This window comes from Kistimonas asteriae (assembly GCF_018263925.1).
In the GTDB taxonomy this organism is placed as follows: Bacteria; Pseudomonadota; Gammaproteobacteria; order Pseudomonadales; family Endozoicomonadaceae; genus Kistimonas; species Kistimonas asteriae.
This window is the reverse complement of the sequence record NZ_JAEVHF010000002.1, coordinates 440,716-466,921: the sequence shown is the minus strand read 5'-3', so window position 1 is coordinate 466,921 and position 26,206 is coordinate 440,716. Positions and strand designations below refer to the sequence as shown.

Genomic DNA, 26,206 nt, shown 5'->3' with positions numbered 1-26,206 from the left:
GGTCTCATGGCAGGTTATGTATCTCCACCGGCTGGTACTCTTACTCGTAATTGGCATTTACCTTTTTTCACCCGCCATCATGCAGTGGTGGATTGAGTCTGCTGAAGGCTGGTACCGTCCCTGGATACTCTGGTTCATTCTCATCGTTGCGGGCTTCCTGCTGCAAACCAGAAGGGGGCAGGATGAGTTTTGACCTGAGCCAGCTGACAGGCATCAGTATTGCCTATCTGCTGTTCCTGTTTGGTTGTGCCTGGGTAACCGAAAAAGGCTGGATTCCTGAGCGCATTATTGCCCATCCAATGACGTATGTGTTGTCGCTGGGAGTATACGCCGGTGCCTGGGCATTCTTTGGTACGATCGGACTGGCGCATCAATTCGGATTTGTCTTCCTCGCTTACTACCTCGGCATATGCGGTGCTTATCTGCTGGCTCCTGTCTTGCTGTCTCCGATTCTTCGCATCACCCGAACCTACCAGCTTGGTTCTCTGGCCGATATTTTTGCATTCCGCTTTCGCAGCACCTGGGCAGGAACACTGACCACCATTTTCATGTTGTTGGCAGCACTGCCATTGCTGGCGTTGCAGATACAGGCGGTCGCCGACACCATCCATATCATGACCATGGAGTCCTCCCAGGAGCGCCTGGCCTTCGGCTTTTGCCTGATCATCATGTTATTTGCCATGGCGTTTGGCACCCGACATATTGCCACCCGCGAAAAACACCATGGACTGGTCTTCGCGATTGCCATGGAATCCGTCATCAAGCTAGTAGCCATGCTGATCATTGGTGGCGTCATATTATTTGAGGTGTTTGATGGCCCCCAGGGCCTGCAACAATGGCTGGATATCAATGCCGAAGTACTGACGTCTTTACACGCGCCTCTGCAGGATGGTCCCTGGCGTACGCTGCTGTTGATGTTCTTTGCCTCTGCCGTCGTTATGCCTCATATGTTCCATATGGCATTCAATGAGAACCTTAACCCTCGTCACTTGAATGCTGCCAGCTGGGGGCTACCTCTCTTTCTTCTGCTCATGAGCATTTCTGCCCCGCTGATTCTCTGGGGAGGCCTGCGGCTGGAGACGTCTGCAGTCCCGGAGTATTTCATTCTGGGCATTGGGCTTGCCATGGAGTCCCCTGCTCTCAGCATAATTGCCTACGTCGGCGGCATGTCTGCCGCCAGCGGACTGACCATTGTCACAACGCTGGCGCTATCTGCGATGATCATGAATCATTTGGTACTGCCTGTTTATCAGCCGCCAACCAACATCAATATTTATCGCTGGCTTAAATGGACCAAGCGCCTGCTGATTGCCGCCATCATTCTCACCAGTTATGGATTTTACCGATTACTGAAAGCACAACAGGATCTGACGAATCTGGCGATTGTCGCCTTTGTCGCTACCCTGCAGTTCCTGCCTGGCGTACTGGCAACACTGTACTGGCCCCAGGCAAACCGGAAAGGTTTTATCTGTGGTTTGGTGACAGGCATGACCGTGTGGTTTGTCACGATGCTGATCCCGCTGACCGGCAACCTTGATGTCATTGATCTTTACTGGCTTCAGATTTCGCTCACCAGTAACACATGGCATTGGGCGACACTGACATCACTGGCAGCCAATATCATCGTCTTTATCCTGGTCTCCATGGCGTCCCCGATATCACGGGAAGAAGAGAATGCGGCCGAAGCCTGTTCCGTACAAAATCTCGACAGGCCCAGTCGCAGAACCGTGTCTGCCACATCCCCAAAAGAATTCCAGGAAAGACTGTCACAGCCACTTGGCACGTATACAGCTCAACGTGAAGTGGCCCAGGCATTGAATGACCTGAAGATGTCCATCAATGAGCGCCGCCCTTATGCCCTTCGTCGTTTGCGAGACCGGCTTGAAGCCAATTTATCCGGGTTAATGGGCCCCAGCGTTGCGCAGGAAATATTGAATCGCTGGTTACCCTACGAAGAACAGGCCGACGCCTATATCACGGAAGATATCAACTTCATGGAGAACCGCCTTGAAGACTACCACTACCGTTTAACGGGCCTGGCGGCAGAGCTGGATAGCCTGCGCCGTTATCACCGCAGGACATTACAAAACCTGCCCATGGCCGTCTGCTCCCTCGGCCGTGATGGTGAGATTTTGATGTGGAACCTAGCCATGGAACATACGACCGGCATATCCGGTAACAACACAGTTGGTTCCCGATTTGATAGCATTGATGAACCCTGGCGTTCCCTGCTGGGCACATTTGTTAACGACAGTTCACGCCACCAGCACAAACAAAAGCTGACCATTTCGGGACAACCCCACTGGTTCAATCTCCACAAGGCAACCATCAGTGAATCAAAAGCCGAAACCGAACAAGGTTTAGTGATTCTGCTGGAAGACCTGACGGACACCCAGATGCTGGAAGAAAAACTGGTACACAGTGAACGACTGGCGTCTATAGGCAGACTGGCTGCCGGTGTTGCCCATGAGATCGGCAATCCTTTAACCGGTGTCGACTGTCTCGCCCAGGAGCTGAGGACATTGTCCGATGACCAGGATACCCGCGAAGTCGCTGAACAGATTCTTGACCAGACCAAGCGTATCAGCCGAATTCTGCATTCCCTGATTAACTTTGCACACAGCGGTCAAACCTCGGACAGCCTGACGATCGAACCGGTCAGCCTGTATCAATGCAGTAATGAAGCGACCTCTCTGTTGTCACTACGTAAGGACAATCGAGGGATTCGTTTTGTGAACAACTGCGACCCTGACCTGCTCGTCACCGGCGACCCTCAGAAGCTCACCCAAGTCATCATCAACCTTCTGAGCAACGCCCGTGATGCGTCGCCGAAAAACTCCGTTGTCACCATCAATACGATCGCCTGGGAGCACTCCATCACCCTGGAGATAACCGACAATGGATCAGGTATTCCGGAACACATTCGCGACCGCCTTTTCGAACCCTTCTTTACCACAAAGGAAGCCGGAAAAGGCACGGGGTTAGGGCTCGCACTTGTCTACAGCATTATTGAAGAACATTTTGGTACAATCACCATCCAGTCACCGGTCGACGAAGACAGTCATAGTGGCACCCGGTTCAGTATCAGCCTGCCACGGCATATGGCGGATCTGAATCAAACGACACTGGAGCCATCACCGGCTCACCGGGATATGGAAGCAGTCTAATAACAGTCGAGGTCGGAGAATGCATCAGGATCACATACTGGTTGTCGAAGACGAGGCCGTCATACGCTCCTCACTGCGTCGCCTGTTAACCCGCAATGGCTATACAGTCACCGAAGCAGAGTCTGTAGCAGATGCCCGCCAACATGATCTCGACAGCTTTGCCCTGATCATTTCCGATCTGCGCTTACCGGGAGAACCGGGAACCGAAATGATTCGCCTGGCCAGCAATACCCCTGTTCTCATCATGACCAGCTATGCAAGCCTTCGCTCTGCGGTAGACTCCATGAAGATGGGTGCTGTCGACTATATTGCCAAGCCCTTTGATCATGACGAGATGGTGCAATCGGTCACTACGATCATTAGCCGGTCGCGCGAGACGGCCGGTGAAACCACCAGCCAACCTGTACCCAAAACGACTACCGGCAGTATTGATACCGGGATTATTGGTGAGTCTGAGGCGATGCAGGATCTTTTCCGACGTATCGGTAAAGTATCTCCAACGAATGCAACGGTTCTGATCCAGGGGGAATCGGGGACCGGAAAGGAACTGGTTGCCCGCGCCCTGCATGAGAACAGCCAACGCCGGGATGCTCCGATGATCTCCGTCAACTGTGCCGCCATTCCGGAAACCCTGATCGAGTCAGAACTGTTCGGTCATGAAAAAGGCGCCTTCACGGGTGCGACAGCAGCCAGAAATGGTTTGGTGGAAGCCGCAGACAAGGGAACGTTGTTTCTGGATGAAATCGGTGAGCTGCCACTGGAAGCGCAAGCCCGCCTGCTACGGGTATTGCAAGAAGGCGAAATTCGTCGTGTCGGCTCCGTGCAATCGCAAAAGGTCGATGTTCGGCTAATTGCAGCCACGCACCGCAACCTCAAACAACTGGCCCGTGAAGGGTTGTTCCGGGAAGACCTGTATTACCGGCTCAATGTCGTCGAGCTCCACCTGCCGCCGCTACGTGACCGGGGGCAGGATGTCATCCTGATTGCAGAAGCTCTGTTGACCCGCACCTGCGAACGTATGGGTATTGAGAAAAAACTGTTCACACCGGAAACCCTGGCAACGATAAGCAGTTATCCCTGGCCCGGTAATGTCCGTGAACTGGAAAACGCCATGGAACGCGCGGTCATCCTCTGTGACGATGAAATGATTACACCTGAGCTTCTCGGTATTGATGCCAACACCCGCTTACCATCGGATCGACCTGCCGGCGACAGCGATGACGATAACCCTGACGAACTCTCCCTTGAAGACTATTTTCAGCGTTTTGTCCTGGAACACCAGGAGTAAATGACTGAAACCGAACTGGCGCAGAAACTGGGCATCAGTCGTAAATGTCTCTGGGAACGGCGGCAACGCCTGGGCATTCCCAGAAAAAAATCAGCCAGTTAAATGTGCTGAGATAAGGGATAGTGAACTGTGCTGGCAGGAATACGTTTGCTGTAAGTTTCAGCCAGTTTGCTATCCCGCTTCGCAAAATCCACCGTTGCTATAATTGCTCGCAACATGGCGCTATTATAAGTAGATAAACAACCATTCTATCGAGCAGCACACTTCCCCATGGAGTCAGGTGGAAGTATCAGGCAGGGACTGGCATGACTATTCAACAATCTGTCTCACGCAGCATACTGACCGCCTTATCCTTGGTGGCGCTTCTGCTACTACCCGGTACAACACTAACAGCGAACCCGTACCAGCTTGCCATGCAACCCGCAACGGCCCCGGGATACAGTGATTCGCAAGATTATTGTGAACGCAGACGCCTGGAACGACAGCGAGATATCAACAATAACCCGGACATAGACCTTCGCATTCCCCTCCGGCAAACCGGCGATGCCAACTGCTTCACACCGGCAGAAAACCTCTACTTTGTCAGCCTGGTCACCGCGCAGGATGAGCTGGGCAAAAACGCCCCCTGGTATGACAATATGAGCGGCAAAACCCGCAAGAAAGCCGAGCTGGCCTGTCAGGTCATGGGGTATGGTGAAGGACCGCTCAGCATGTCATACGAAGACTGTATTGATGAACGTTTCCTGGAACTCATGGAACCCTATAACGATGAGTATCGGGAAGAGAGCGCCATCTATATCAACAAACGCAACCGGCGCAGTGAGGACATCGTCAAGCAGTGCGTCACGGCTTTCCATCAGAACCTGCCCCAGCTCCCCCGGCAGATCCAGTTCCCGCTGGCTTACTACGACAAGAAACTGCATTCCTACCCGGCCTGGTACTTTGAAGGCAGGCTGGATGACGAAGCGTGGATAGAAAGCATGCAGGAAACCCGCGCCAGTGATGTGGTCATGGATGCGCTGGGTGAACAGTGCCCCGGCGATATGGTTTTCTGGCTGTACCTCTCAGGCTAGCCTCGCCCGGACTCTATGGTTACCTGCCATAACGATAGAGACTGTCTATGCTTGCGGGTGAATGATAAAATGCCGCTTTCGATTTCACGATGAATATTAGTCACCCCATGGCAGTACACAGGAATACCCAGAGATTATGACAGGCAAGCGGTCCGGATTCATCCATCGCTTGTTCAGCTACGTCACCGGCAAACAAAGCGATACCCAACCTCAGGCGCCGGTACCGACACTCAGCATCCTGCCCCGGGATCAGCATACGATCTCCCGCAGACACATCAGCGATAACGCCCTCAAGGTACTGCACCGGCTGAACAGCCATGGCTACCAGGCTTTCCTGGTCGGTGGCTGTATCCGAGACCTGATGCTGGACCTGCATCCCAAGGATTTCGATATCGCGACCAGTGCAACGCCAGAGGAAGTCAGGGGGTTATTCCGGAATTCCCGTATCATTGGGCGCCGGTTTAAATTGATCCATGTCGTCTTTGGCCGCGAGGTCATTGAGGTGGCCACGTTCCGGGCCAGCCACCGTGCGGAAGATGATGAACACGACAGTTCCATCTCCCACCACTCCCAGAAAGGTAGGATTCTGCGGGATAACGTCTACGGCACCATTGAGGATGATGCCATCCGCCGTGACTTCACCATGAATTCGCTGTATTACACAACCACTGACTTCAGCATCCATGACTACTGCGGTGGTGTTCAGGATATTCACAACAGGGTTATTCGGCTGATTGGTGATCCGGAAACCCGTTATCGTGAAGATCCGGTACGGATGCTGCGTGCGATCCGTTTTGCTGCCAAACTGGATTTCCATATCGCTGACAGCACGGCCGCACCCATTGCAACGCTGGCTCATCTGCTGAAAGACATTCCGGCTGCCCGCCTGTTCGATGAAATACTGAAGCTGTTTTTGTCAGGCCGGGCAGAAAGCACCTATTACCTGCTGCAGGACTACCACCTGTTTGAGTCATTGTTCCCTGCGACCCAGGCCAGTCTGAAGGACGCGCCGGCAGCCGGACAGGTCATCGTTAACGCCCTGCACAATACGGATCTTCGCATCCAGGAAGACAAACCGGTAACCCCTGCGTTTTTCTTTGCTGCGATGCTGTGGCCAGCACTGGTTCGCCTGCGTGATCGCTATCAGAACGAAGGCATGCCGCCGGTACCGGCCCTGCAACAGGCCGCTACACAGGTCATTTCCCAGCAATGTAGACGAACCGCCATTCCAAAGCGTTTCACCATTCCCATGCGGGAAATCTGGGAAATGCAGTCACAGCTTGAGCGTCGCCAGCCCCGTCGTGTTGATGAGCTGGTGACACACCCGCGTTTCCGGGCCGCCTATGATTTCCTGCTGCTGCGCGAGCAGTCGGGCGACGAAGCGATCGGCGATGCCGGACAGTGGTGGACCGACTACCAGGCCTCTTCTCAGGACGATGCCCGGCAAGCGCTGATGAAGCAGCTACACTCCATGCCGGGTAACAAGCGTAAACGTCGGAAACGCCGCCCTCGTAAGCGTCCTGGCAACACCGCCTAAACACCCACACCACACCTTCATGACTTGCCGGTACACGCTGCCGGCAGCAAAGTGTTACAGGTATCCCAGATGTCCGTCACGGCCTATATTGCACTTGGCAGTAACCTTGATGAACCCGAGCAGCAACTGTACAGTGCTGTCGCCGCACTGAAGAACCTGCCGGAATCGCGCCTGCTGGCCATCTCGCCTTTTTATCGCACCGACCCGGTCGGTCCTGCCGGACAACCTGACTACATCAATGCTGTCGCAGCGATTGAAACGTCGCTGACACCGATTGCGTTACTCGATGCCTTGCAGGCCATTGAAAAAGGCCATGGTCGAGTACGAACCGTCCGGTGGGGTGCAAGAGTACTCGACCTGGATATTCTGCTCTATGGCCATGAGATCATTGAGTCAGAACGCCTGACCGTGCCGCATCGAGACATGTCCTGGCGCAACTTTGTGTTGATCCCCCTGGCCGATATTGCACCGGATATTACACTCCCGACTGGACAAAGCCTTAAAAAGCTTTTACAAAACATTGATAGGAAAGGAATCGAACGACTCAGTGACAGTCTGGTAACGGAAGCATAAGTCAGCTGCACAATCGTTCATGACACTATGTTATGTAGAGCTGTTTGCATTAACCCAAACAGTCTTCGACAAGCACAGTGATGCACAAGGCAAGCCATTGAGCTAAAGACAGTGCATTGTTGTGAATGAAAGGAGCAGTCATGGAAGCCGCCACATTACCTCACACTGCTGAAGCATCGCCAGCACCTGAAAAGGAAGATTTCCCTCGCTTCATTGCTGTAGAAGGACCTATCGGTGTTGGAAAAACGACGCTGGCAAGACGTTTGGCGGCAACTTTCAATTACGATATCCTGCTGGAAGAAAGCCCCCAGGATAACCCCTTTCTCAGTCGTTTCTATCGCCATCCCCGGCAAATGGCATTGGCGACACAGCTCCACTTTCTGTTTCACCGTGCCAACCAGTTGCAGTCCATTCGCCAGAACGATCTGTTCAGGTCAGTACGGGTGTCTGACTTCTGTATGGAGAAAGACCTCCTCTTTGCCGAGATGTACCTTTCTGCCGATGAGCTGGAACTGTATAACCGCGCCTATGAAATGCAAACAAAAGACCTGCCGACTCCCGATCTGGTTATTTACCTGCAGGCACCGGTTGATATCCTGAAAGAACGCATTCGTGAACAGGGTGATGAAGCAGAAAAACTGATTGGTCACGGTTACCTGAAGCGGCTGAATGAAGCTTATGCAGAACTGTTCCATTACTACGACCAGTCGCCCCTGCTCATTGTGAATGCATCAGAAATTGATCTGGTTCACAACGAACAAGATTATCGCCAGTTGGTTGAAGAAATCATGTCATGTCGAAAAGGTCGACATTACTTCAACCCAAAACCCTCTGAACTTTAAATAGACTATCTGTAGTCGCATTATTTGACTGTCCCATGTCACCGGTCAGTCAGGTACCGCCGCAGAAGCACAACACGGCGAATCCCCACTGGAAATACGCGCCAGTTTCCACCAATATAGCCCCACGATTACCGTTTCCTGTCATATAAAAGGTTATTAACGGCCTGCCTGGCACGTTGTCAGGCGACCCAAGGCAACATTACCAATGACTCAAATAACACTGCATACTCTCGCTGCCCTGAAGCAGTCCGGCGAAAAATTTACCTGTCTTACTGCTTATGATGCGACGCAGGCCAACCTGGTAAGCAGTAATGGCACAGAAGTGATCCTCATCGGCGACTCCTTGGGCATGGTCTGCCAGGGTCACTCCAGCACTGTGCCCGTCACCATTGACGATATGGTCTACCACACCCGATGCGTCAGTCGCGGTAACCAGGGTGCCCTGCTGATGGCGGATATGCCGTTTATGGCATCCGCGATGGAAGAGCAATCCATAATGAACTGCGCTGCACTCATGCAGGCAGGTGCCGATATCATCAAACTGGAAGGGGGGCGCTGGTTGTGCCCGACCGTCAAGAAGCTTTCTGAGCGTGGCATTCCCACCTGTCTCCACCTTGGCTTAACACCACAAACCGTCAGCATGCTGGGGGGCTACAAGGTTCAGGGGAAAGACACTGGCAGCGCCAATCGCATGATAGAAGACGCCTGCCTTCTTGAGCAGGCGGGCGCCAATCTTCTGCTGCTTGAATGCGTTCCCACCCAGCTGGCCCGTGAAATCACCATGGCTGTCAATATACCTGTTATCGGCATTGGCGCGGGCCCCGACACCGACGGCCAGGTACTGGTTATCTATGACATGCTGGGTATAACGGCCGGACGTCGTCCACGGTTTGTCAAAAATTTCATGACTGACAGCGCCTCCCCACAAGACGCCATCGCTGCATTTGTAAGCGATGTCAAAGAAAGCCGCTTCCCCGGACCGGAACACGGATTTTATTCAGAATGAAAACTGTCTACAGCATAAACGACACCAGGGACTATATTCGCAGCGCCAGAGCACAGGGACGCAGCATTGCCTTTGTTCCTACCATGGGGAACCTGCACGACGGACACCTGTCGCTGGTTAAAAAAGCGAAAGAACTGGCGGATGAAGTTGTCGTCAGTATCTATGTGAACCAGCTGCAATTTGGTCCCAATGAGGATTACGACAGCTATCCACGTACCTTTGAGGAAGATCAGGCACTGCTGGAAGCCCACGATGTACAGCTGGTCTTTGCGCCCTCTTCCCATGAAATTTATCCGGAAGGTGCGGAACATCACACGGTCGTGCGTGTGGATGCGCTGGATGGCATGCATTGCGGTAAAAGCCGTCCCGGGTTCTTTACCGGTATTGCGACCGTGGTCACCAAGCTGTTCAACATCGTACAACCGGACTACGCCGTGTTTGGTGAAAAAGATTTCCAGCAACTCTGCATCATCCGGAAGATCGTCAACGACCTAATGCTCCCCGTGGAAATCATCGGCGCCCCCATTGCCCGTTCAGAGAATGGACTGGCACTGAGTTCCCGTAATGGCTACCTGTCTGCGGAAGAGAAACAGACAGCGGCTACCCTGTACCAGACACTGGGCGCAGCCCGTGAGGCAATCATTGCCGGCGACCGCAACTATGATGCCCTGCACCGTGATGCGTTCGTCAAACTGGCACGCGCCGGTTTCAAGCCGGATTACTTCAATATCGTCAGCCGTCATACGTTGCAACCGGCAACACTGGCGGATAAAGAGCTGGTAATCCTGGCCGCTGCCGCCCTTGGTCGTGCCCGCCTGATCGACAATATCCAGATTGATCTCTAGGGAATCCTACGGACGACCTGCCGTTAGACCCCTGCTTGCCGAACAGGCGGGCAGGGTTTAATCTTCGACCTCCGCCGGGGGGCTATCCCCGATCCGACGAGTGTTCCATACGAGGGGATTGAATGCACAACATCATGCTCAAGGCCAAATTCCATATGGCCTCTGTGACCCATGCCGTTTTGAATTACGAGGGTTCCTGCGCCATCGACGGTGAATGGCTGGATATGGCGGGGCTACGTGAATACGAGCAGATCCAGATTTATAACAAGGATAATGGTGAGCGTTTCACCACCTATATTATCCGTGGCGAAGAAGGTTCACGGATGATTTCCATGAATGGTGCTGCGGCCCGCAAGGTCTCTGTCGGGGATCGGGTGATTATCTGCGCTTATGCCAGTTATTCTGAGGAAGAGCTGGACAACCATAAGCCTGCACTGATCTATCTGAAAAAAGACAACACCATCGACCATACCGCGAACGCTATTCCGGTACAGCTCGGTTGAATGGCCTGCCCCTGTTTGTACGACAGGGGCATATTATGACGTATCTGATTTATCCGCCCGATCGTTTGGCCTGATAACCAAGCTTCGTCAGTTCCGCCACCATGACTTCAACATGGTCTCCCTGCAACTCGATATTGCCATCCTTAACAGCGCCACCGCCGCCACAGCGTTTTTTGAGTTGTTTCGCCAACGCTTTCAGGTCATTACCCGTCATAGGCAAGCCGGAAATCACTGTAACCGTCTTACCACCCCGGCCTTTCTTTTCCGGTCTTACACGAATAATGCCGTCTGTTTCGGGAAGGACTTCCTCAGGCTTTTCCTCGCGGATCCGTCCCTGATCCGTGGAATACACCAGCCTGCTGCTCTTACTCATACCATGACATCCTCAAGGCAGGGTTACCCCTGCTCAAGCAATCTACGTAAATCAATGATCGCGGCATTGGCGCGGGAAATGTAATTCGCCATCACCAGCGAGTGGTTGGCCAGCATTCCAAAACCATCACCATTCAAAATGATGGGGCTACCCAGCGGCTCCTGGGTTTCACGCAGCTCGCGAATAATCTGCCGCAGGCTGACCCGGGCGTTTTTCTTTTCCAGCACATCGGCGAAATCCACTTCCACGGCGCTCAACAGTGCAAGTAACGCCCATGAGGTACCGCGTGCCTCATAGAAAATATCATCAATCTTGTACCAAGGCGTTTTAACAACAACCTCTGACTCACTGGGGGTCGACTGTACAGCCTCTGCATCACCAGCCAGGTCAGTATTCAGGCGGGCCTTGCCAACACTGGCGCTAAGACGCTGGGACAGGGAGCCAAGGCGCGTTTCAACATCTTTCAACCAATCCGTCAAATTGTCTGCCCGGGAGTAGAACTGGGCAGGATCACTAGGGTCCGACAGACGCTGGAGATAATTATCCAGGCGTTTAATGCCACGACGGTACTCGCCTTCACTGGAAGGCAAGGCCCAGCTGTTAGAGTCAAAGTTAAATTGCGGCTCGGCAATAGCCAGGTCCGCATCTTCCCGGGACTGGGACTGCGAACGGCTGAATTCCTTGCGCAGTGCGCGGGTAAAATCCCGAAGCTGAATCAGGGCACCCAGCTCCCAGTTGGGCATGTTATCCAACAGTACACTGGGGGGCATGACGTCATTGCGCAGATAGCCACCCGGCTTGTCCAGGAGCGTTTCACCAATACGGATCGCTGTTGTCGTGGTGGTGAAGCCCGGCACGACCTCACGGTTCAGCTGCTGCGCTTTCTGCGCCGCTTCCTGTCTGACATTGAGCATGTCTGGCTCACGGCTCCAGTAAATACCCAGAACCACATTCACCAGGATGAAAAGGGTGATCAGAGTAATGATCAGCACATTAACCGCTTTGTGGCCGGCAAACGGATTGCGCAAATAACTGGCAGTTCCCGCAAACCGCTCCTTGAATCTATCCAGCGACATGGTTTCTCCTTTATTCTGACAGGCCTTCCCCGAGTGTCGGTATTATGGGCAAACTCGGGGAGAACCACTAGCGTTTGAGGAGAAATGTTAGGGATTCGTCAGGCGACTAACCCAAGACGTTTGGATGGATAGGACGTTTCCTACCCATTAGTCGGAAAACAGGTCACTTTCCCGTGCGCGAAACGCACGCCATGCCCCAATTCTTGAGGCAGCAGCCACCCAGCGCTCAGCAAAGTTGCGATCCAGCAGCCAGAGATCCTGGGAATTAAAGGCATACACCGGCATTAAATCATCTCTATCCGATACTGGCAGAATATCGGTAATCAGATTATCCAGCACCAGGGCCGTCCCCCCATGCTCAGGAATGACCAGCAGTACCATATGAGCCTGATTTAACGTGAGCGATCGAACATAAGCCAGGCGTAGGCGGCTTTCATCAATTCCCGCCTGTTTCAGGCTGAAGAATTTTGCAATGGCATAATCTTCACAGTCACCCGCCCCCACAGACAACATCTCTTTGGGGGAGGCCCAGTAGTCCTCCCTTTGCCAGAGTTTGTCATCATTCACAAAGGTCAGCTTATTAAAAAAGCGGTTGGTTTGCTCCAGGCGCTCAAGATCACTCTGCGAGCGCAGATGCTCAACCAACTGCTGCCATTCGACAATTTTTTGACGAGCCTGTGGGGAGTTGTCAGTTTGATGAACTGAATCTGATACATCACTGGCAATCGCACTAACAGCCAGTCCTAACAACCCATACAGGACTAATGCGAGACTTCTCAAAGGATACACACTCCGTGTGACAGCTATCCCTTAGAAAACTATAGTCCAGCTTTTTGCCCGGATTCGGCGTTGCTCAGCACTAGCAATTATTGGTAATCTGAGTGGAGCATAATTTGTCGAAGCTTAACCCTGTCAGGGGTATGGCATCGCAGTGGCACTATGCGTATAATCTCGCCGCGCGGGGCCCATAGCTCAGTTGGTTAGAGCATCCGACTCATAATCGGCAGGTCGAAGGTTCAAGTCCTTCTGGGCCCACCATCATCGCTTCATGTCTGTCATTTTCCTTCTGCTTTATTTCTGGCCATTCCCTGACAACCTTCCGGTTTTACTCACACGTCTCCACTGGTGCTAAAAGAAATATGGTCTAGATTTTTAAAAAGGATTCTTAATATAAAAATGCTGGCCAGGGAGCTGCCACATTATGACTACGTTCAATAAAACCGGACTGGCTGTAGCACTCTGTTCTCTTTTCACCACATCTGCGGCAATCGGTGAAGATGACTTCCTGGATATGAGCCTTGAAGAACTGGTTTCCCTGGAAGTGACATCCGTTTCGAAAAAATCCCAAAGTATTATGGAATCCGCGGCAGCCGTTTATGCCATTACCCAGGAAGATATCCGTCGCAGTGGCGCTAAGACAATTCCCGATCTGCTGCGAATGGTGCCTGGACTACAAGTGTCCAAAATCAACGGCAATGCCTGGTCAGTCAGCTCCCGGGGCTTTAACAGTGTTTTCTCCAATAAATTACTGGTATTAATCGACGGGCGCTCGGTTTACACCCCGCTCTATTCCGGTGTGACCTGGGAAACCAATGATGTGATGCTCGCTGATATTGATCGTATTGAGGTCATCCGGGGGCCCGGTGCGGCACTTTGGGGCTCGAATGCGGTCAATGGTGTCATCAATATCATGACCCGGTCCGCCGCAGAAACACAGGGTACTTATGTCGAAGTCGGTGCTGGCAGCTATGAACAAGGGTTTGGCAGTGTTCGCTATGGCGGTCAGCTAGGTGAAAATGCGAACTACCGTGTTTATTACAAATACAGTGATCGCGATCACCAGAAAACCCTGAACTCAACGCTGGCACAAGAGTATTCCAATATTGGTCTGGATGATGCGCCGGAAGCCAGTGACGGCTGGAACATGAATCAGACAGGATTCCGGATTGACTGGGATCGAACGGCTGAAGATCTCTTTACCTTTCAAGGCGATCTCTACAAAGGGCACATCCGCCCTGCGGTGAAGACCTTTGATCGTACAACAGGCACAGGTACTTTTGTATCCTCCTCCAACAGGCAATTTGGTGCCAATGCCCTGGGGCGCTGGACGCACACATTATCGGCCGATTCAGAAGCGATTACGCAAGTCTATTATGACCGCTACGAAAACAGTGATGTCAGAGCCCCTCGCCATCGTGATACCTGGGATATCGATTTCCATCACCGATTCCCGCTGACGGAGAATCAGGAAATCATCTGGGGATTGGGCTACCGCAAAGTAGATAACAAGGTTTACGCCAGTGAGTTTGTTGATTTTGACCCAAGCTCACGCACCACTGAACTCTATAGCGCCTTCATTCAGGATGAAATCACCCTGGTGCCGGATCGCTGGCGTATGACCCTGAGTTCTCGATTTGAAAACAATGAATTCACGGGCGATGAAATTCAACCCAACGCCCGAATCATCTTCACACCTGATGCTGAACAATCCTTCTGGGCAGCGATTTCCAAGTCAGTTCGAACGCCCTCTATTGTAGAAGTAGACTCTCAGGTCTATGGATTTGAGGAACGTGGTCCAAATACGTTTGTAGCATTTGCAGGGAATGATGATATCAAGTCTGAAACACTTTTCTCTTATGAACTGGGTTATCGCCGTATATTCAGTGAGGCTCTGACAATCGATACCACCATTTTCCTGAATCATTACAAAAACCTAGCAGCAACCAACCAGGGGACCTGTGAAGAATTGGGTATGACTGATATTTCAGGCATTATTTTCCAGCCATCTCCACTGTGCCAACCAACCTTCAATGCGTTAGCCCCCATTTATTTCCCTGTGAATATCGACAATGTCATGGAAGGTGATGCCTACGGCTTCGAGATAGCAGCAGACTGGCAAGTACAGGATAACTGGAAGCTCAAGCTATCCTACGGCTTCCTCCAGATGGATCTGCACTCAACGGATAACAACGCTGTTACCACCGCTATAGAGCCTATATTCGAAACGGTGACAGCCGAGCATAATATGAGCCTGATGTCTCGCCACAATTTTTCTGACAACTGGGAGCTCGACCTCTGGCTGCGTTATCAGGACAACGTCCAGGGTGTCAGCATACCGTCCTTCGTAACAGCAGATATCCGCGTCGCAAAGCAAGTGGGTGACTTCGAATTCGCCATCGTTGGCCAGAACCTGCTGGATAGCCAGCACCCGGAATACCTTGATGGCTTCACCGGCATCGCAACCACCGAGGTTCCCCGGAGCATCTACGGTCAGGTCAGCTGGCAGTACTGATCAATCAAACCGGAGACGATCCAGGTCATGAAGCCCGTTAAACGCCTCGCCCAGGGGTTACGGCTCATTGCCCTGTTTCTCTGCATACTCGCCGCCAACCTGGTCAGCACGCGCCCGGAAGCGGCGCCCGTGCAGGAGGATCAGGTCAAGGCCGCTATCCTCTATAAATTAAGCCGTTTCATCCAGTGGCCCCGTAAAACACGGACAGACACTCTAACGGTCTGCATGCTGGGTAAAGACCCCCTGAATGATTACGTTTCCTCCCTGAAAGGCCGAAAGAATATGAGCCAAACCATTGACGTTCGCATTCTGACGGCCTTTGATGATAAAGCCTCCCTCTGTAACCTGCTGTTTGTCAATGAGAGTGCCCAAAAGCAGCTTGAACATGTTCTAAACTCATTAAGAAGCACATCTGTCCTAACTGTCAGTGATATCAAGGATTTCGCCAAACAGGGGGGCATGGTGGAGCTGGTAAGGGAAAGTAACAGGGTCAGTTTCACACTGAATCTGCCAGCGACCAAGGCAGGCGGGTTTGTGATCAGTTCCCAGTTAATGAAAATCGCCCGAGTCATTCGATAGCGAAAGAACAGGATGTTCACATTCGGCAGGGTTTCAATAGAGCGTAAGCTTCGTTACGCCATGATGACAACAGCAGAGATCGGCCTGCTGATAACCCTGCTCGTCTACAGCATCAGTGATTACGTAAAATCGCGTGATGCCATGACCGAGCGAATCCAGAACCTGGTCGAAGTCATCAGCCGCAACAGCGCGATGTCTGTACACGATGGAGATGCCAACCTCTCCAAACAACATATCGGCACCTTGCATGGCATCAAATCCGTGGAAGAAGCCCACCTGATCGGTAGGGACGGGAAGATCCTGGCCAGTTTCTTCCGCGATGGCAACCCAAAAGCCCGCATCACACCCTCGTTGTATAAAACCAAATCCATCGATATTCAGGATGAATGGATGGATGTGGCGGGTCCTATCTACTACGGCAATGACCTGATAGGCACCGTTGTCATCCGTGCTGACCTAGCTGTATTGAAGCAACAGATGACCCTGAATCTACTCGCAGCCCTCATGATTGCGATCCTCGCCATCATCTTCTCGTATTTAGCTGCGCACCGGCTGCAGAAAGTCATTTCTAAACCCATTGTCCGACTGGCTGACACTATGAAACAGGTGTCCACCTGTCAGGTTTACGTCAGTACCCTGGAGAAACAGAGCGATGATGAAATCGGCCAGCTCTATGAACGATTCAACGAAATGCTGGCGCAGATTCGAAAGCGGGATGAACAGTTAAGCGTACACCGGGAAGAACTGGAAAAAACCGTTGAGCTCCGAACCACCGCACTGAATCTCGCCAATGAAAATCTGAAACACGCGATCAACGAAGCCACTGAAGCCAAAGAAGTCGCTCTGGAAGCTGCCAAGGCCAAAAGCGCTTTTCTGGCCAACATGAGCCACGAAATCCGCACACCGATGAATGGCGTGCTCGGCATGCTTGAACTCCTTCGGGATACCGAGCTGGATAACAGTCAGCTCGATTACCTGGAAACCGCCTACGGCTCAGCCGATGCATTACTGGGCATCATCAACGATATTCTGGACTTCTCCAAGATTGAAGCCGGCAAGCTGGAATTGGAGCAGATCGACACACAGATCGGCGCCCTGGCTGAAGATGTCTCGACCCTGCTGGCCAGTAAAGCCCGGGAAAAGCGCATCGAGCTCGGCTGTTACACCGACGTTAAACTTCCCTCCATACTGAAAGCCGATCCGGTGAGGCTTCGTCAGATACTGACTAACCTGCTGGGCAATGCCGTCAAATTTACGGAAAAGGGTGAAGTCGTTGTCCGGGTTCTTCTGATCAGCAATGATGACAGCATTGCCAGGGTACGGTTTGAGGTGCGGGATACCGGCATTGGTATCGCGCCGGATGTCATTCCCAAACTGTTTACGCCGTTTACCCAGGCTGACGGCTCAACAACCCGAAAATTTGGCGGTACCGGCCTTGGATTAACCATATCCCGACAACTGGTTGAGCTAATGGGGGGGCAACTCCAGATCACCAGTGAGTTAAACAAAGGCTCCTGCTTCTTCTTTGATGTTGATCTGCCGGTTTCAGAACAGCAGCACGATACAGACAACCCAACCAATCAAGATCTCACCGGCACTTACGCGCTGATTGTGGACGACAACAAAACCAACCGGGATATTCTCAAACACTACCTGACGGCCTGGGGTATCGACCACTCTGAGGCAGAAGACGGTGAACGTGCGCTCGACAAAATGCGCGACGCCATCGTTGCCGGACGTCCCTTCGATATTATTTATCTTGATATGCAGATGCCAGGCATTGATGGCGTGACAGTGTCCAAAACCATTGAGGCTGACAACCAGTTACGTACAACCCATCGCATCATGCTGACATCCACAGGGCATATGTCTGAACAGGAACGTCGTGATGCCTTCCTTGCTGGCGCGCTCACCAAGCCTTACCGGCAAGCTCAATTGCTTAAACTGACCCAACAAGTCATGGGTAACCAGAAAATCGATCAACCTATTCAGAAACAAAACACAGTCAAAGAGAGTATGGATATATTCAGTGAACATACGTCGCTACTGCTGGTTGAGGATAATGTCGTTAACCAGAAAGTGGCTCTGGCCATGCTCAAGAAAGCGGGCCTGACAGCAGATGTCGCAGAAAATGGCCGACTTGCAGTCGAAGCCTGGGAAAACAAGCATTACGACTTGATTTTAATGGACTGCCAAATGCCGGAAATGAGCGGCTATGAAGCCACCGGGCTGATTCGCCAGAAAGAGCAGGAACAGGGTAACCAGCAACATACCTCTATTGTCGCCATGACAGCCAACGCCATGGAAGGTGACCGGGAGAAATGCCTAGCGGCCGGCATGGATGATTACCTCAGCAAACCCATCAAGGCAGACGTCCTGAAAGATATGCTGATCAAATGGCTGGAATCCCCGGAAGAAAAAGAGCAATCCGTTATGGTGCAGCAACATACCGGAGACCAGAATGATAATCTGCATGAAAAGCCCTTACTCAACCGGGAAACCCTTGAACAACTCCGCATGGTTATGGAAGAAGAGTTTGACCTGCTGATCAACAGCTATCTGGAAGACTCCCCCAAGCTGGTTGAGGATACTCTCAGCGCGGCAAGGAACATGGATATCAAAGTCTTTACCCGGGCATCCCATACCTTAAAATCCAGTAGTCAAAACCTGGGAGCGGATCGTCTCGGCGAACTGGCGAGCCAACTGGAAAAAAATGGTCGGGAGAAAAACCTGAGCGAAGTGCGCCCCTTGCTGAAGAAACTGGAAGCAGTCTTTCAGGCTACCTGCGAAGAACTCAAAAACTCCCTGAACAACTGAGTCGTTTTCCCTTCAACTGACTTCATCAACGGCTAAATTGCAGGCACAAAAAACCTCGCATAAGCGAGGCAAGTAGGTCAGACGTTTCCTTGGTGCATTCCTGCTTAGTAACCCGCGCTTCCCTGCGGCTACATCCGTGTATACCGTCTGACTAACCTTAACTATAGCTCAGGCTTATAAGCTGTAAAGAAATTGGAATTAGCGATACCGGAACCCTGAAATAAGCGCTATTTCGAGCTTCACGCTTCCTCTTTCATCCTCCTGCTGACTACTGATAGACTGAACGACGAAACCGTTCCAATCGTCAGGATGGTCAACCTATGAAAATAAAAATAATCGGGTTGATGTTGCTCCTTATCGCACCTGTATCTCATGCAGAGAGCAACCTTAACGACAAAAACAGTCTTTTCTGGCAAAGTCTTTACCCCAGCGGGGGTACAACACTGTTCTGCAATCAGGCGTTTTCACGCAAGAGTAATCGCCTCACCGCTGGCTATATCTACTCGTTAAAAGCCGTGCGTGAAGAGTTGCAATGCCGCACAAACACAGAATGCAAACGTGACAGTGAACTGTACCGTGCCATTCTGACTGATCTACACAACGCCTATCCGATCATGACACGCGTCGAACTCAAACGACGGGATACGGTTTTTGGCAATGTGCGCGGTGAAGCCGGCCAACTGCTACCTAACTGTTCTTTGCAACAGGACTACCTTGTACTTGAGCCCGCAGATGCCATTAAAGGCGACATAGCACGTGCACTGCTCTATATCCACGATCGATACAATCTGCCATTACAGGCGTCGCTGAAAATACTTCTTGAGTGGAACAGCATCGATAAACCAGACGATCAAGAGCTTGAACGCAATAACACCATTGCAGCTTTACAGGGTAATCGAAACCGTTTTATTGATGATCCGACATTAGCCACGCAACTGGCCTCCCGGGAGTGATTTCCCGGGGAGCTCCCCTAAAGAAGTGACCCAAACCAGCGATAATCTTATCTGATACTGTCTCCCTCTCCAGCGCCTTTGGAGCAGCACGACGTTCACGTAAAACAAAGCCATGGTAACTGAGGAGCCTGCATGCAGTTATTCAGATTTTTTATCATCTCTATAACTCTAGCCCTGCTGACACCTGCATCCTCACAATCACAAGCAGCATCTTTTACAACGCCTGTTAAACTCTCACCAGCACAGATTCTCAAAGCGGCTTCACAAGGATCCACACCTAATGCCCAGCACAGGCTGCAAATGCCGGCACAGGATTTCGCTGCCAGACAGGCAAAGTTGATAGTCAGCAGCTTGACTGAAGAGGCAGAATTACTGAATTACCCACCTTCGTATGCGAACAGAATGTTGTCGGAATACCGTCACCAGAATTAAGAAACCATACACCTTCAATAAAAAAGGAGATCATCATGATCTCCTTTTTTACACCCTTAAGACATGGCTCAGAACTGCTCATCACTCAATTCAAAGAGAGGATCCGCACCGGACATCACCGCCTGCGACAGACTGTGAATCCGCGGCAACAGTCGCTTGTAGAAGTAACGGGCAGTGGTCAGCTTACCGAGATAGAATGACTCTTCTTCAGTGCCAGCCGCCAGTTGATCCTGTGCGGTTTTCGCCATCAGTGCCCACATGTAGGCATACGCGGTATAACCAAAGACGTGAAGGTATTCTACCGATGCTGCGCCCACCTCATTGGGATTATTGGCTGCATTGTCGATAACCCAGGCCGTCAATGTTTCCAGGTTTTTCAAGGCATCCGTCAGCGGTGCATTGAATTCAGCCATCTTGCCAGTGTTGCTGGACTCCATGAACGTTTTTACTTCACGGGCAAACCCTGCGAAAAGCTTGCCGCCATTGGCAACGGTCTTCCGCCCCATAAGATCCAGCGCCTGGATGCCGTTGGTGCCTTCATAAATCTGGGCGATACGCACATCACGAACGAGCTGTTCCTGTCCCCATTCGCGGATATAACCGTGGCCACCAAACACCTGCTGACCCTGGATACAGTTCTCAAGACCAACATCGGTAAAGAAGGCTTTTGCAATGGGCGTCAGCAGCGCAACCAGTGCTTCAGCATTGGCCTTGTCATCCGCATTGTCGCTGTACTTGGACAGATCCAGTTGCTTCGCCACATAAGTGGAGAATGCACGCCCTGCCTCGGTGGTCGCCTTGATATTCAGCAACATACGACGAACATCAGGGTGCACAAGAATGGGGTCAGCTGCCTTATCGGGCTGACTTGCACCAGTCGCAGAACGGCCCTGGATACGCTCTTTGGCATACTCAAGAGCACTCTGGTAACTCATTTCAGAGCAACCCAGCCCCTGGATACCAATGGACAGCCGCTCATAGTTCATCATGGTGAACATGGCTGCCAGACCCTTGTTAACTTCACCCACCAGGTAACCCCTGGCGCCATCAAAGTTCATGACACAGGTAGCGGATGCCTTGATCCCCATCTTGTGCTCAATAGAACCGCAGCTAACTCCATTGCTCTCCCCCAACGAACCATCTTCATTCACCAGGAACTTGGGCACCAGGAACAGGGAAATGCCGCGTGGCCCCTTGGGTGCATCCGGCAGCTTGGCCAGTACCAGGTGGATAATGTTGTCGTTGAGATCGTGTTCACCACCGGTGATGAAGATCTTGGTACCAGTCACGTTATAGCTGCCATCCGCCTGCGGCTCGGCCTTGGTGCGGATGATGCCGAGATCCGTGCCGGAATGCGGCTCGGTCAGACACATGGAGCCAGACCAGACACCGGCATACATATTCGGTAGATAGGCTTCTTTGAGCTCATCAGACGCATGCGCATTCAAGGCGAGGCAGGCGCCTGCGGTCAGGGTGGGATACAGGGTGAAAGAGTTGTTGGCGCTGTACATCATCTCTTCAAACTGTACAGAGAGCATCTTCGGCATGCCCATGCCGCCATATTCCGGATTACCCGCAAGGCCGACCCAACCACCTTCCGCGTAGGTCGCAAACGCTTCCTTAAAACCCGCCGGGGTGGTGACATCACCGTTGTCCCAGCGCGCGCCCTCTTCATCCCCCGAACGGTTCAGCGGTGCCAGTTCACGGGCGGTCAGCTTGGCGCCCTCTTCCAGGATGGCATCTGCCGTTTCTGCGTCTACCACTTCCGCCAGTTCCGGCAGGGAGGCCCAGAGTTCATCCGCCTTGAACACTTCGTTCAGCACAAAGCGTATGTCACGCAACGGAGCCTTGTATTCCGCCATAGGTCAACCTCAACACTCTTGTCATGTTTCACACCCGCAGTGCAGATGCCCGTTTTCTTTTTCGGTTTATCCGTATGTGATGCGTATCATACTCCCATTCAGCCCTGCTTCAAACGGGCGTTTGAAGCTGGAAACGGTTTTTACCTACACACCGATTGTGTAAAACCCAAGTAGCTGGAGACAATGAATCGTTTATCCTCCCCGCTCCCATTACTCTTCGGATAGACGTCAATGTCTTATCGCAACATCACCTTCTTTCGCCGTTTCGAGTCCGACATCCTCGCTGACCGAAAAACCATTACGATCCGTGACCAGAGTGAAGCCCACTTCCAGCCCGGCGAAATCCTGACAGTGGCACGCAATGAAGATGACCGGTTTTTCTGCCATATTCGCGTCAATAGTGTGACGCCCATACTGTTTGATGAACTGAATGCACAACAGGCGGTTCAAGAGAATATGACGCTTGAGGAACTGAAATCAGTGATCCGGACTATCTACCCTGGGCAGAGTGAATTTTTTGTCATCGATTTCACCCGTCTGGATGCCATCGATGAAGCCCTTGCCACCAATAACTAACGCTTCACCAGCTTGCGGATAAAAGCCATATGCAGGAAAACAGTCCTTTTCACACCCGGAAAAACGAAACCTGCCGCATAAAACCTTCGATATTGACCCAGATCAATCTCGGTTTACCGCAAGATGATTAAAGTAAAGCCATGCATTTGTTGTAGCCGGTGCGTTGACAGCGAACTGATTAACACACCGGTTGACGATTTTGCTTCAACCTGTGCTCTCTTATCACGCCCCTTTTTGGGGCGTTTTTTATGCCTGTTTCCTGCCCGCCACCAGCCATCTGGAATGCTGCTAGATTAAAAGATACCGCTGTCAATGGAGTGACTATGCACCTGTTGTTAGAAATGCTCAGGCTATGGCTGGATGAGCACCTGTTCCCGGACTGGATGCACTGCCGTACCCCCGACAACAACCACTTTTACCGCCGTATGTTCAGCCGACGCTATCAGGCCAAGAAACGCGTGGTGAAGCATATCTGGATAGTGGCCGGGCTGCTGATACTCTGTAATCCACTCCCATGGTTTGCCCTGCTGATTGGTCTGCCAGTAACCCTTCTGTCTTTCGCGATTCTGGACGAAACGCCCTGACACAAAAAAGGCCCCTGCATGACAGGAGCCTTTAGTTCATTGATTCTGCGTCAACTCAACCCATCAGACGTCGCCGAAGTTAGCTTCTTCCATCGTCATCAGGTTATCTGCACCAGACTCAATGCAGGCCTTGTGAGTACGAGTCCGTGGCAGGATACGCTGGAAGTAGAACTGCGCGGTCTGCACCTTGGCCTGATAGAAACCTTCTTCCGTCGTGCCTTCTGCCAGCTTCTGCTTGGCAACCCGCACCATGTCAGCCCAGAAGTAGGCCAGGCAAGCGTAACCGGAATACATCAGGAAATCGACGGCAGCAGCACCGACTTCATCGCGATTCTTCATGGCAGCCATACCCACTTTCATGGTCAGGTCACCCCACTCCTTGTTCAGAGCGGTCAGCGGCTCAATGAATTCCTTCAGGTCTTCATTCTCAGCATTTTCCTTGCAGAACTGGTGCACAACCTTGGTAAAGGCTTTCAGCGATTCACCCTGGGTCATGAGAACCTTACGGCCCAGCAGATCCAACGCCTGAATACCGGTCGTACCTTCATACAGCAGGGCGATACGGCAGTCACGCACGTTCTGCTCCATGCCCCACTCGCTGATAAAGCCATGACCACCGTAGCACTGAACACCAAGGTTGGCGGCTTCAAAGCCAGTTTCGGTGATGAACGCCTTGATGATCGGGGTCAGGAAGCCCAGCATCTGGTCAGCGGCCTTGCAGGCCTCTTCATCCTGGCTGTTAGTCTGAACGTCTACCAGACGCGCGGCATAGTAAGCCAGCGCACGGTTACCTTCGGCAAATGCCTTGATGGTCAGCAGCATCCGGCGAACATCCGGATGAACGATAATCGGGTCAGCCGGGCCATCCGGGTTCTTGGGGCCTGTCAGGGCACGCATCTGCAGACGCTCACGGGCATAACGCAGTGCGCCCTGGTGTGCTATCTCGGCATGAGCCAGACCTTGCAGACCTGTTCCCAGACGCGCGGTGTTCATAAAGGTGAACATGCAGTTCAAACCTTTATTGGGCGGGCCGATCAGGAAGCCGGTTGCACCGTCAAAGTTCATGACACAAGTCGCGTTACCGTGGATACCCATCTTGTGTTCAAGAGAGCCACAGCTGACGGCGTTCCGCTCACCCGCACTGCCATCACCGCTCGGCAGGTGCTTGGGCACGATAAACAGTGAAATACCTTTGGTGCCTTCTGGAGCATCAGGCAAGCGGGCCAGTACGATATGGACGATATTCTCTGCCATATCGTGCTCACCGGCAGAGATGAAGATCTTGGTACCGGAAATCTTGTAGCTGCCATCCGCCTGGGGCTCGGCCTTGGTTCTGAGCATGCCCAGATCCGTACCACAATGAGACTCGGTCAAACACATGGTGCCGGTCCATTCACCGGAAACCAGTTTGGTCAGGTAAGTTTCCTGCTGCTCTGGTGTGCCATGGGCGCTCAGGGTGTTCATGGCGCCATGGCTCAGGCCAGGGTACATGCCCCAGGACCAGTTGGCTTCACCGATCATCTCACTCATGACCAGGTTCAGTGACTCTGGCAGACCCTGACCGCCGTGATCAGGCTTATGCGCCAGTGACGGCCAGCCACCTTCCACAAACTGCTGATAGGCTTCTTTAAAGCCAGTAGGTGTTGTTACACCGTCTTCTGTCAGGGTACAGCCTTCCTGGTCTCCCACCTGATTCAGTGGCGCCAGTACCTGTTCACAGAATTTCGCACCTTCATCCAGGATGGCATTGACCATGTCCGGGGTGGCATCTTCCGCACCGGGCAGGGTGGCGTAGTGCTCTGGATAGTTCAGCAGTTCGTCGCGAACAAAGCGGATATCGCGAAGGGGGGCCTTATACTCAGGCATAGCGTCTACCTCGGGCTATTCTCGTTGTAATCATTCCGACCACCGGAGCGGTCATTACCTGAAGACTGTTCTTATTTAGGACTGTACTGGATAGCGTATTTAAACAAGTGTTTGAAACTTACGTATGAGTGTAGCCCGTGTCAAGGGCATTCCACAACAAAATAGGCATTTCCACCTAGACGGATTTGCTATATTTCAGCGCCTACAGAGGCTCTGGAATCAGTATTAAACATGACTAATCCCAAGCCTCTTGCAGGTATAAAGGGTGTGAACGATCAGGCAGGCAAATTCAGGTATTCTGCGGCCGCAGCGGCAGTTGCAGCATCAAGGTAAGGAACTTCTCCAAGGCAGGGAGCCCCGAGTTCACCTTCCAGAGTGAGGGTATTTTCCACTAGTCTAGCCATATCCGGCGTTACAGAATTGGCCACCCAGCCGGCGATGGTCAGACCGTCCCTCCGAATCGCTTCTGCCGTCAGTAGCGCATGGTTCAGGCAACCCAGCTTCATACCAATAACCAGGATAACCGGCAACTGCAGCATACGCGCCAGATCGGCCAGGGTTTCCCGGGGATTCAGCGGTACCCGCCAGCCACCAGCACCTTCCAGCAGGGTGATATCCGCCCGTTTCATCAAAACACCGCGACAGATGCCAACCAATCGATCGGCGGTAATCATACGACCAGCGTCCTGGGCAGCAATATGCGGCGCAATAGGAGGAAGAAAAGCGACCGGGTTCACCTGTTCATAAGGCATCTCCATGGTCATAGCCTGCTGCAATGCCAGGGCATCACCATTACGCAAACCATCAGGCGTCTCTTCACAACCGGCGGATACCGGTTTGACTGCCGCTGTCGTCAATCCTTTCTGCCGTGCTTTCTCCAGCAGGCCACAACTCACCAGGGTTTTACCGGCATCTGTATCCGTTCCTGTGACAAAATACGCTTTAGCCATACAGCTTCCTGT

23 protein-coding genes and 1 tRNA gene are annotated in these 26,206 nt (G+C 52.3%); 18 read left to right on the top strand and 6 right to left on the bottom strand.

Translation table 11 applies throughout. From position 1 onward, the window contains the following. Positions 1-16: 16 nt before the first annotated feature. From KHS78_RS04365 to panD, 10 genes are all read left to right on the top strand, one after another. Positions 17-193: a hypothetical protein gene (locus tag KHS78_RS04365; RefSeq protein WP_211825455.1), complete on the top strand. Its 177-nt coding sequence runs from the start codon at positions 17-19 to the stop codon at positions 191-193. Further along, positions 183-3,167: a sensor histidine kinase gene (locus KHS78_RS04360; RefSeq protein ID WP_211825446.1), complete on the top strand. Its 2,985-nt coding sequence runs from the start codon at positions 183-185 to the stop codon at positions 3,165-3,167. Before KHS78_RS04365 ends, KHS78_RS04360 begins: the two co-directional genes overlap by 11 nt. A 19-nt stretch (positions 3,168-3,186) precedes the next feature. Further along, entirely contained in the window at positions 3,187-4,455 is a 1,269-nt protein-coding gene (locus tag KHS78_RS04355) for a sigma-54-dependent transcriptional regulator (RefSeq protein WP_425513954.1), read from the top strand. A gap of 305 nt (positions 4,456-4,760) precedes the next feature. After that, positions 4,761-5,528, top strand: coding sequence for a hypothetical protein (locus tag KHS78_RS04350; RefSeq protein ID WP_211825444.1), 768 nt, complete (start codon positions 4,761-4,763; stop codon positions 5,526-5,528). Between the two features lie 136 nt (positions 5,529-5,664). Further along, positions 5,665-7,065 (top strand): polynucleotide adenylyltransferase PcnB, encoded by a 1,401-nt coding sequence (pcnB, locus tag KHS78_RS04345; protein WP_211825442.1) that lies wholly within the window; start codon positions 5,665-5,667, stop codon positions 7,063-7,065. A gap of 69 nt (positions 7,066-7,134) precedes the next feature. Continuing rightward, positions 7,135-7,638, top strand: coding sequence for a 2-amino-4-hydroxy-6-hydroxymethyldihydropteridine diphosphokinase (gene folK, locus KHS78_RS04340; protein WP_211825440.1), 504 nt, complete (start codon positions 7,135-7,137; stop codon positions 7,636-7,638). A gap of 140 nt (positions 7,639-7,778) precedes the next feature. Beyond that, on the top strand, positions 7,779-8,480 hold the full coding sequence (locus KHS78_RS04335) for a deoxynucleoside kinase (protein WP_211825438.1): 702 nt from the start codon (positions 7,779-7,781) through the stop codon (positions 8,478-8,480). A gap of 205 nt (positions 8,481-8,685) precedes the next feature. Then, the gene (panB, locus tag KHS78_RS04330) at positions 8,686-9,486 is read left to right on the top strand and encodes a 3-methyl-2-oxobutanoate hydroxymethyltransferase (RefSeq protein WP_211825437.1); all 801 of its coding nucleotides are present in this window, start codon (positions 8,686-8,688) and stop codon (positions 9,484-9,486) included. Further along, complete coding sequence (gene panC / locus KHS78_RS04325) at positions 9,483-10,331, top strand: pantoate--beta-alanine ligase (RefSeq protein WP_211825435.1); 849 nt, start codon at positions 9,483-9,485, stop codon at positions 10,329-10,331. Before panB ends, panC begins: the two co-directional genes overlap by 4 nt. 122 nt (positions 10,332-10,453) lie before the next feature. Further along, positions 10,454-10,834, top strand: coding sequence for an aspartate 1-decarboxylase (gene panD, locus KHS78_RS04320; RefSeq protein ID WP_211825434.1), 381 nt, complete (start codon positions 10,454-10,456; stop codon positions 10,832-10,834). Between the two features lie 49 nt (positions 10,835-10,883). On the opposite strand, the gene yciH is transcribed toward panD, so the two are convergent. The 3 genes from yciH to KHS78_RS04305 form a co-directional block, all read right to left on the bottom strand. After that, entirely contained in the window at positions 10,884-11,207 is a 324-nt protein-coding gene (yciH, locus tag KHS78_RS04315) for a stress response translation initiation inhibitor YciH (RefSeq protein ID WP_211825431.1), read from the bottom strand. A 23-nt stretch (positions 11,208-11,230) separates the two neighbouring features. Continuing rightward, positions 11,231-12,283, bottom strand: a complete 1,053-nt coding sequence (locus KHS78_RS04310; RefSeq protein ID WP_211825429.1) for a DUF2333 family protein — start codon at positions 12,281-12,283, stop codon at positions 11,231-11,233. Positions 12,284-12,430: 147 nt separating this feature from the next. Next, the gene (locus KHS78_RS04305) at positions 12,431-13,063 is read right to left on the bottom strand and encodes a transglutaminase-like cysteine peptidase (RefSeq protein WP_211825426.1); all 633 of its coding nucleotides are present in this window, start codon (positions 13,061-13,063) and stop codon (positions 12,431-12,433) included. A 181-nt stretch (positions 13,064-13,244) separates the two neighbouring features. Between KHS78_RS04305 and KHS78_RS04300 the strand changes: the two genes are divergently transcribed. The 6 genes from KHS78_RS04300 (at position 13,245) to KHS78_RS04275 (ending at position 20,356) form a co-directional block, all read left to right on the top strand. Beyond that, positions 13,245-13,321 (top strand) — tRNA-Ile (locus tag KHS78_RS04300). 163 nt (positions 13,322-13,484) lie between these two features. Then, a complete protein-coding gene (locus KHS78_RS04295; RefSeq protein ID WP_211825424.1) occupies positions 13,485-15,575 on the top strand; it encodes a TonB-dependent receptor plug domain-containing protein in 2,091 nt (696 codons plus the stop codon). Between the two features lie 27 nt (positions 15,576-15,602). Next, positions 15,603-16,154 (top strand): YfiR family protein, encoded by a 552-nt coding sequence (locus KHS78_RS04290; RefSeq protein ID WP_211825421.1) that lies wholly within the window; start codon positions 15,603-15,605, stop codon positions 16,152-16,154. Positions 16,155-16,214: 60 nt separating this feature from the next. Further along, entirely contained in the window at positions 16,215-18,971 is a 2,757-nt protein-coding gene (locus KHS78_RS04285) for a response regulator (protein ID WP_211825419.1), read from the top strand. A gap of 320 nt (positions 18,972-19,291) precedes the next feature. Further along, on the top strand, positions 19,292-19,924 hold the full coding sequence (locus tag KHS78_RS04280; RefSeq protein WP_211825417.1) for an endonuclease: 633 nt from the start codon (positions 19,292-19,294) through the stop codon (positions 19,922-19,924). Positions 19,925-20,056: 132 nt separating this feature from the next. Continuing rightward, on the top strand, positions 20,057-20,356 hold the full coding sequence (locus tag KHS78_RS04275) for a hypothetical protein (RefSeq protein ID WP_211825415.1): 300 nt from the start codon (positions 20,057-20,059) through the stop codon (positions 20,354-20,356). A gap of 68 nt (positions 20,357-20,424) precedes the next feature. Here the strand turns inward: KHS78_RS04275 and KHS78_RS04270 are convergent, their stop codons facing one another. Further along, on the bottom strand, positions 20,425-22,218 hold the full coding sequence (locus KHS78_RS04270; protein ID WP_211825413.1) for an acyl-CoA dehydrogenase C-terminal domain-containing protein: 1,794 nt from the start codon (positions 22,216-22,218) through the stop codon (positions 20,425-20,427). A 231-nt stretch (positions 22,219-22,449) separates the two neighbouring features. Here KHS78_RS04270 and yqfB point away from each other — a divergent pair, with 231 nt between their 5' ends. Further along, positions 22,450-22,794 (top strand): N(4)-acetylcytidine aminohydrolase, encoded by a 345-nt coding sequence (gene yqfB / locus KHS78_RS04265; protein WP_211825411.1) that lies wholly within the window; start codon positions 22,450-22,452, stop codon positions 22,792-22,794. 323 nt (positions 22,795-23,117) lie between these two features. Then, positions 23,118-23,378 carry a hypothetical protein gene (locus KHS78_RS04260; RefSeq protein WP_211825410.1) on the top strand — a complete coding sequence of 87 codons (261 nt, stop codon included), beginning with the start codon at positions 23,118-23,120 and terminating at the stop codon, positions 23,376-23,378. Positions 23,379-23,441: 63 nt separating this feature from the next. Here the strand turns inward: KHS78_RS04260 and KHS78_RS04255 are convergent, their stop codons facing one another. Next, positions 23,442-25,244 (bottom strand): phenylacyl-CoA dehydrogenase, encoded by a 1,803-nt coding sequence (locus KHS78_RS04255; protein WP_211825409.1) that lies wholly within the window; start codon positions 25,242-25,244, stop codon positions 23,442-23,444. Between the two features lie 275 nt (positions 25,245-25,519). Next, on the bottom strand, positions 25,520-26,194 hold the full coding sequence (gene bioD, locus KHS78_RS04250) for a dethiobiotin synthase (RefSeq protein WP_211825408.1): 675 nt from the start codon (positions 26,192-26,194) through the stop codon (positions 25,520-25,522). Positions 26,195-26,206: the final 12 nt, after the last annotated feature.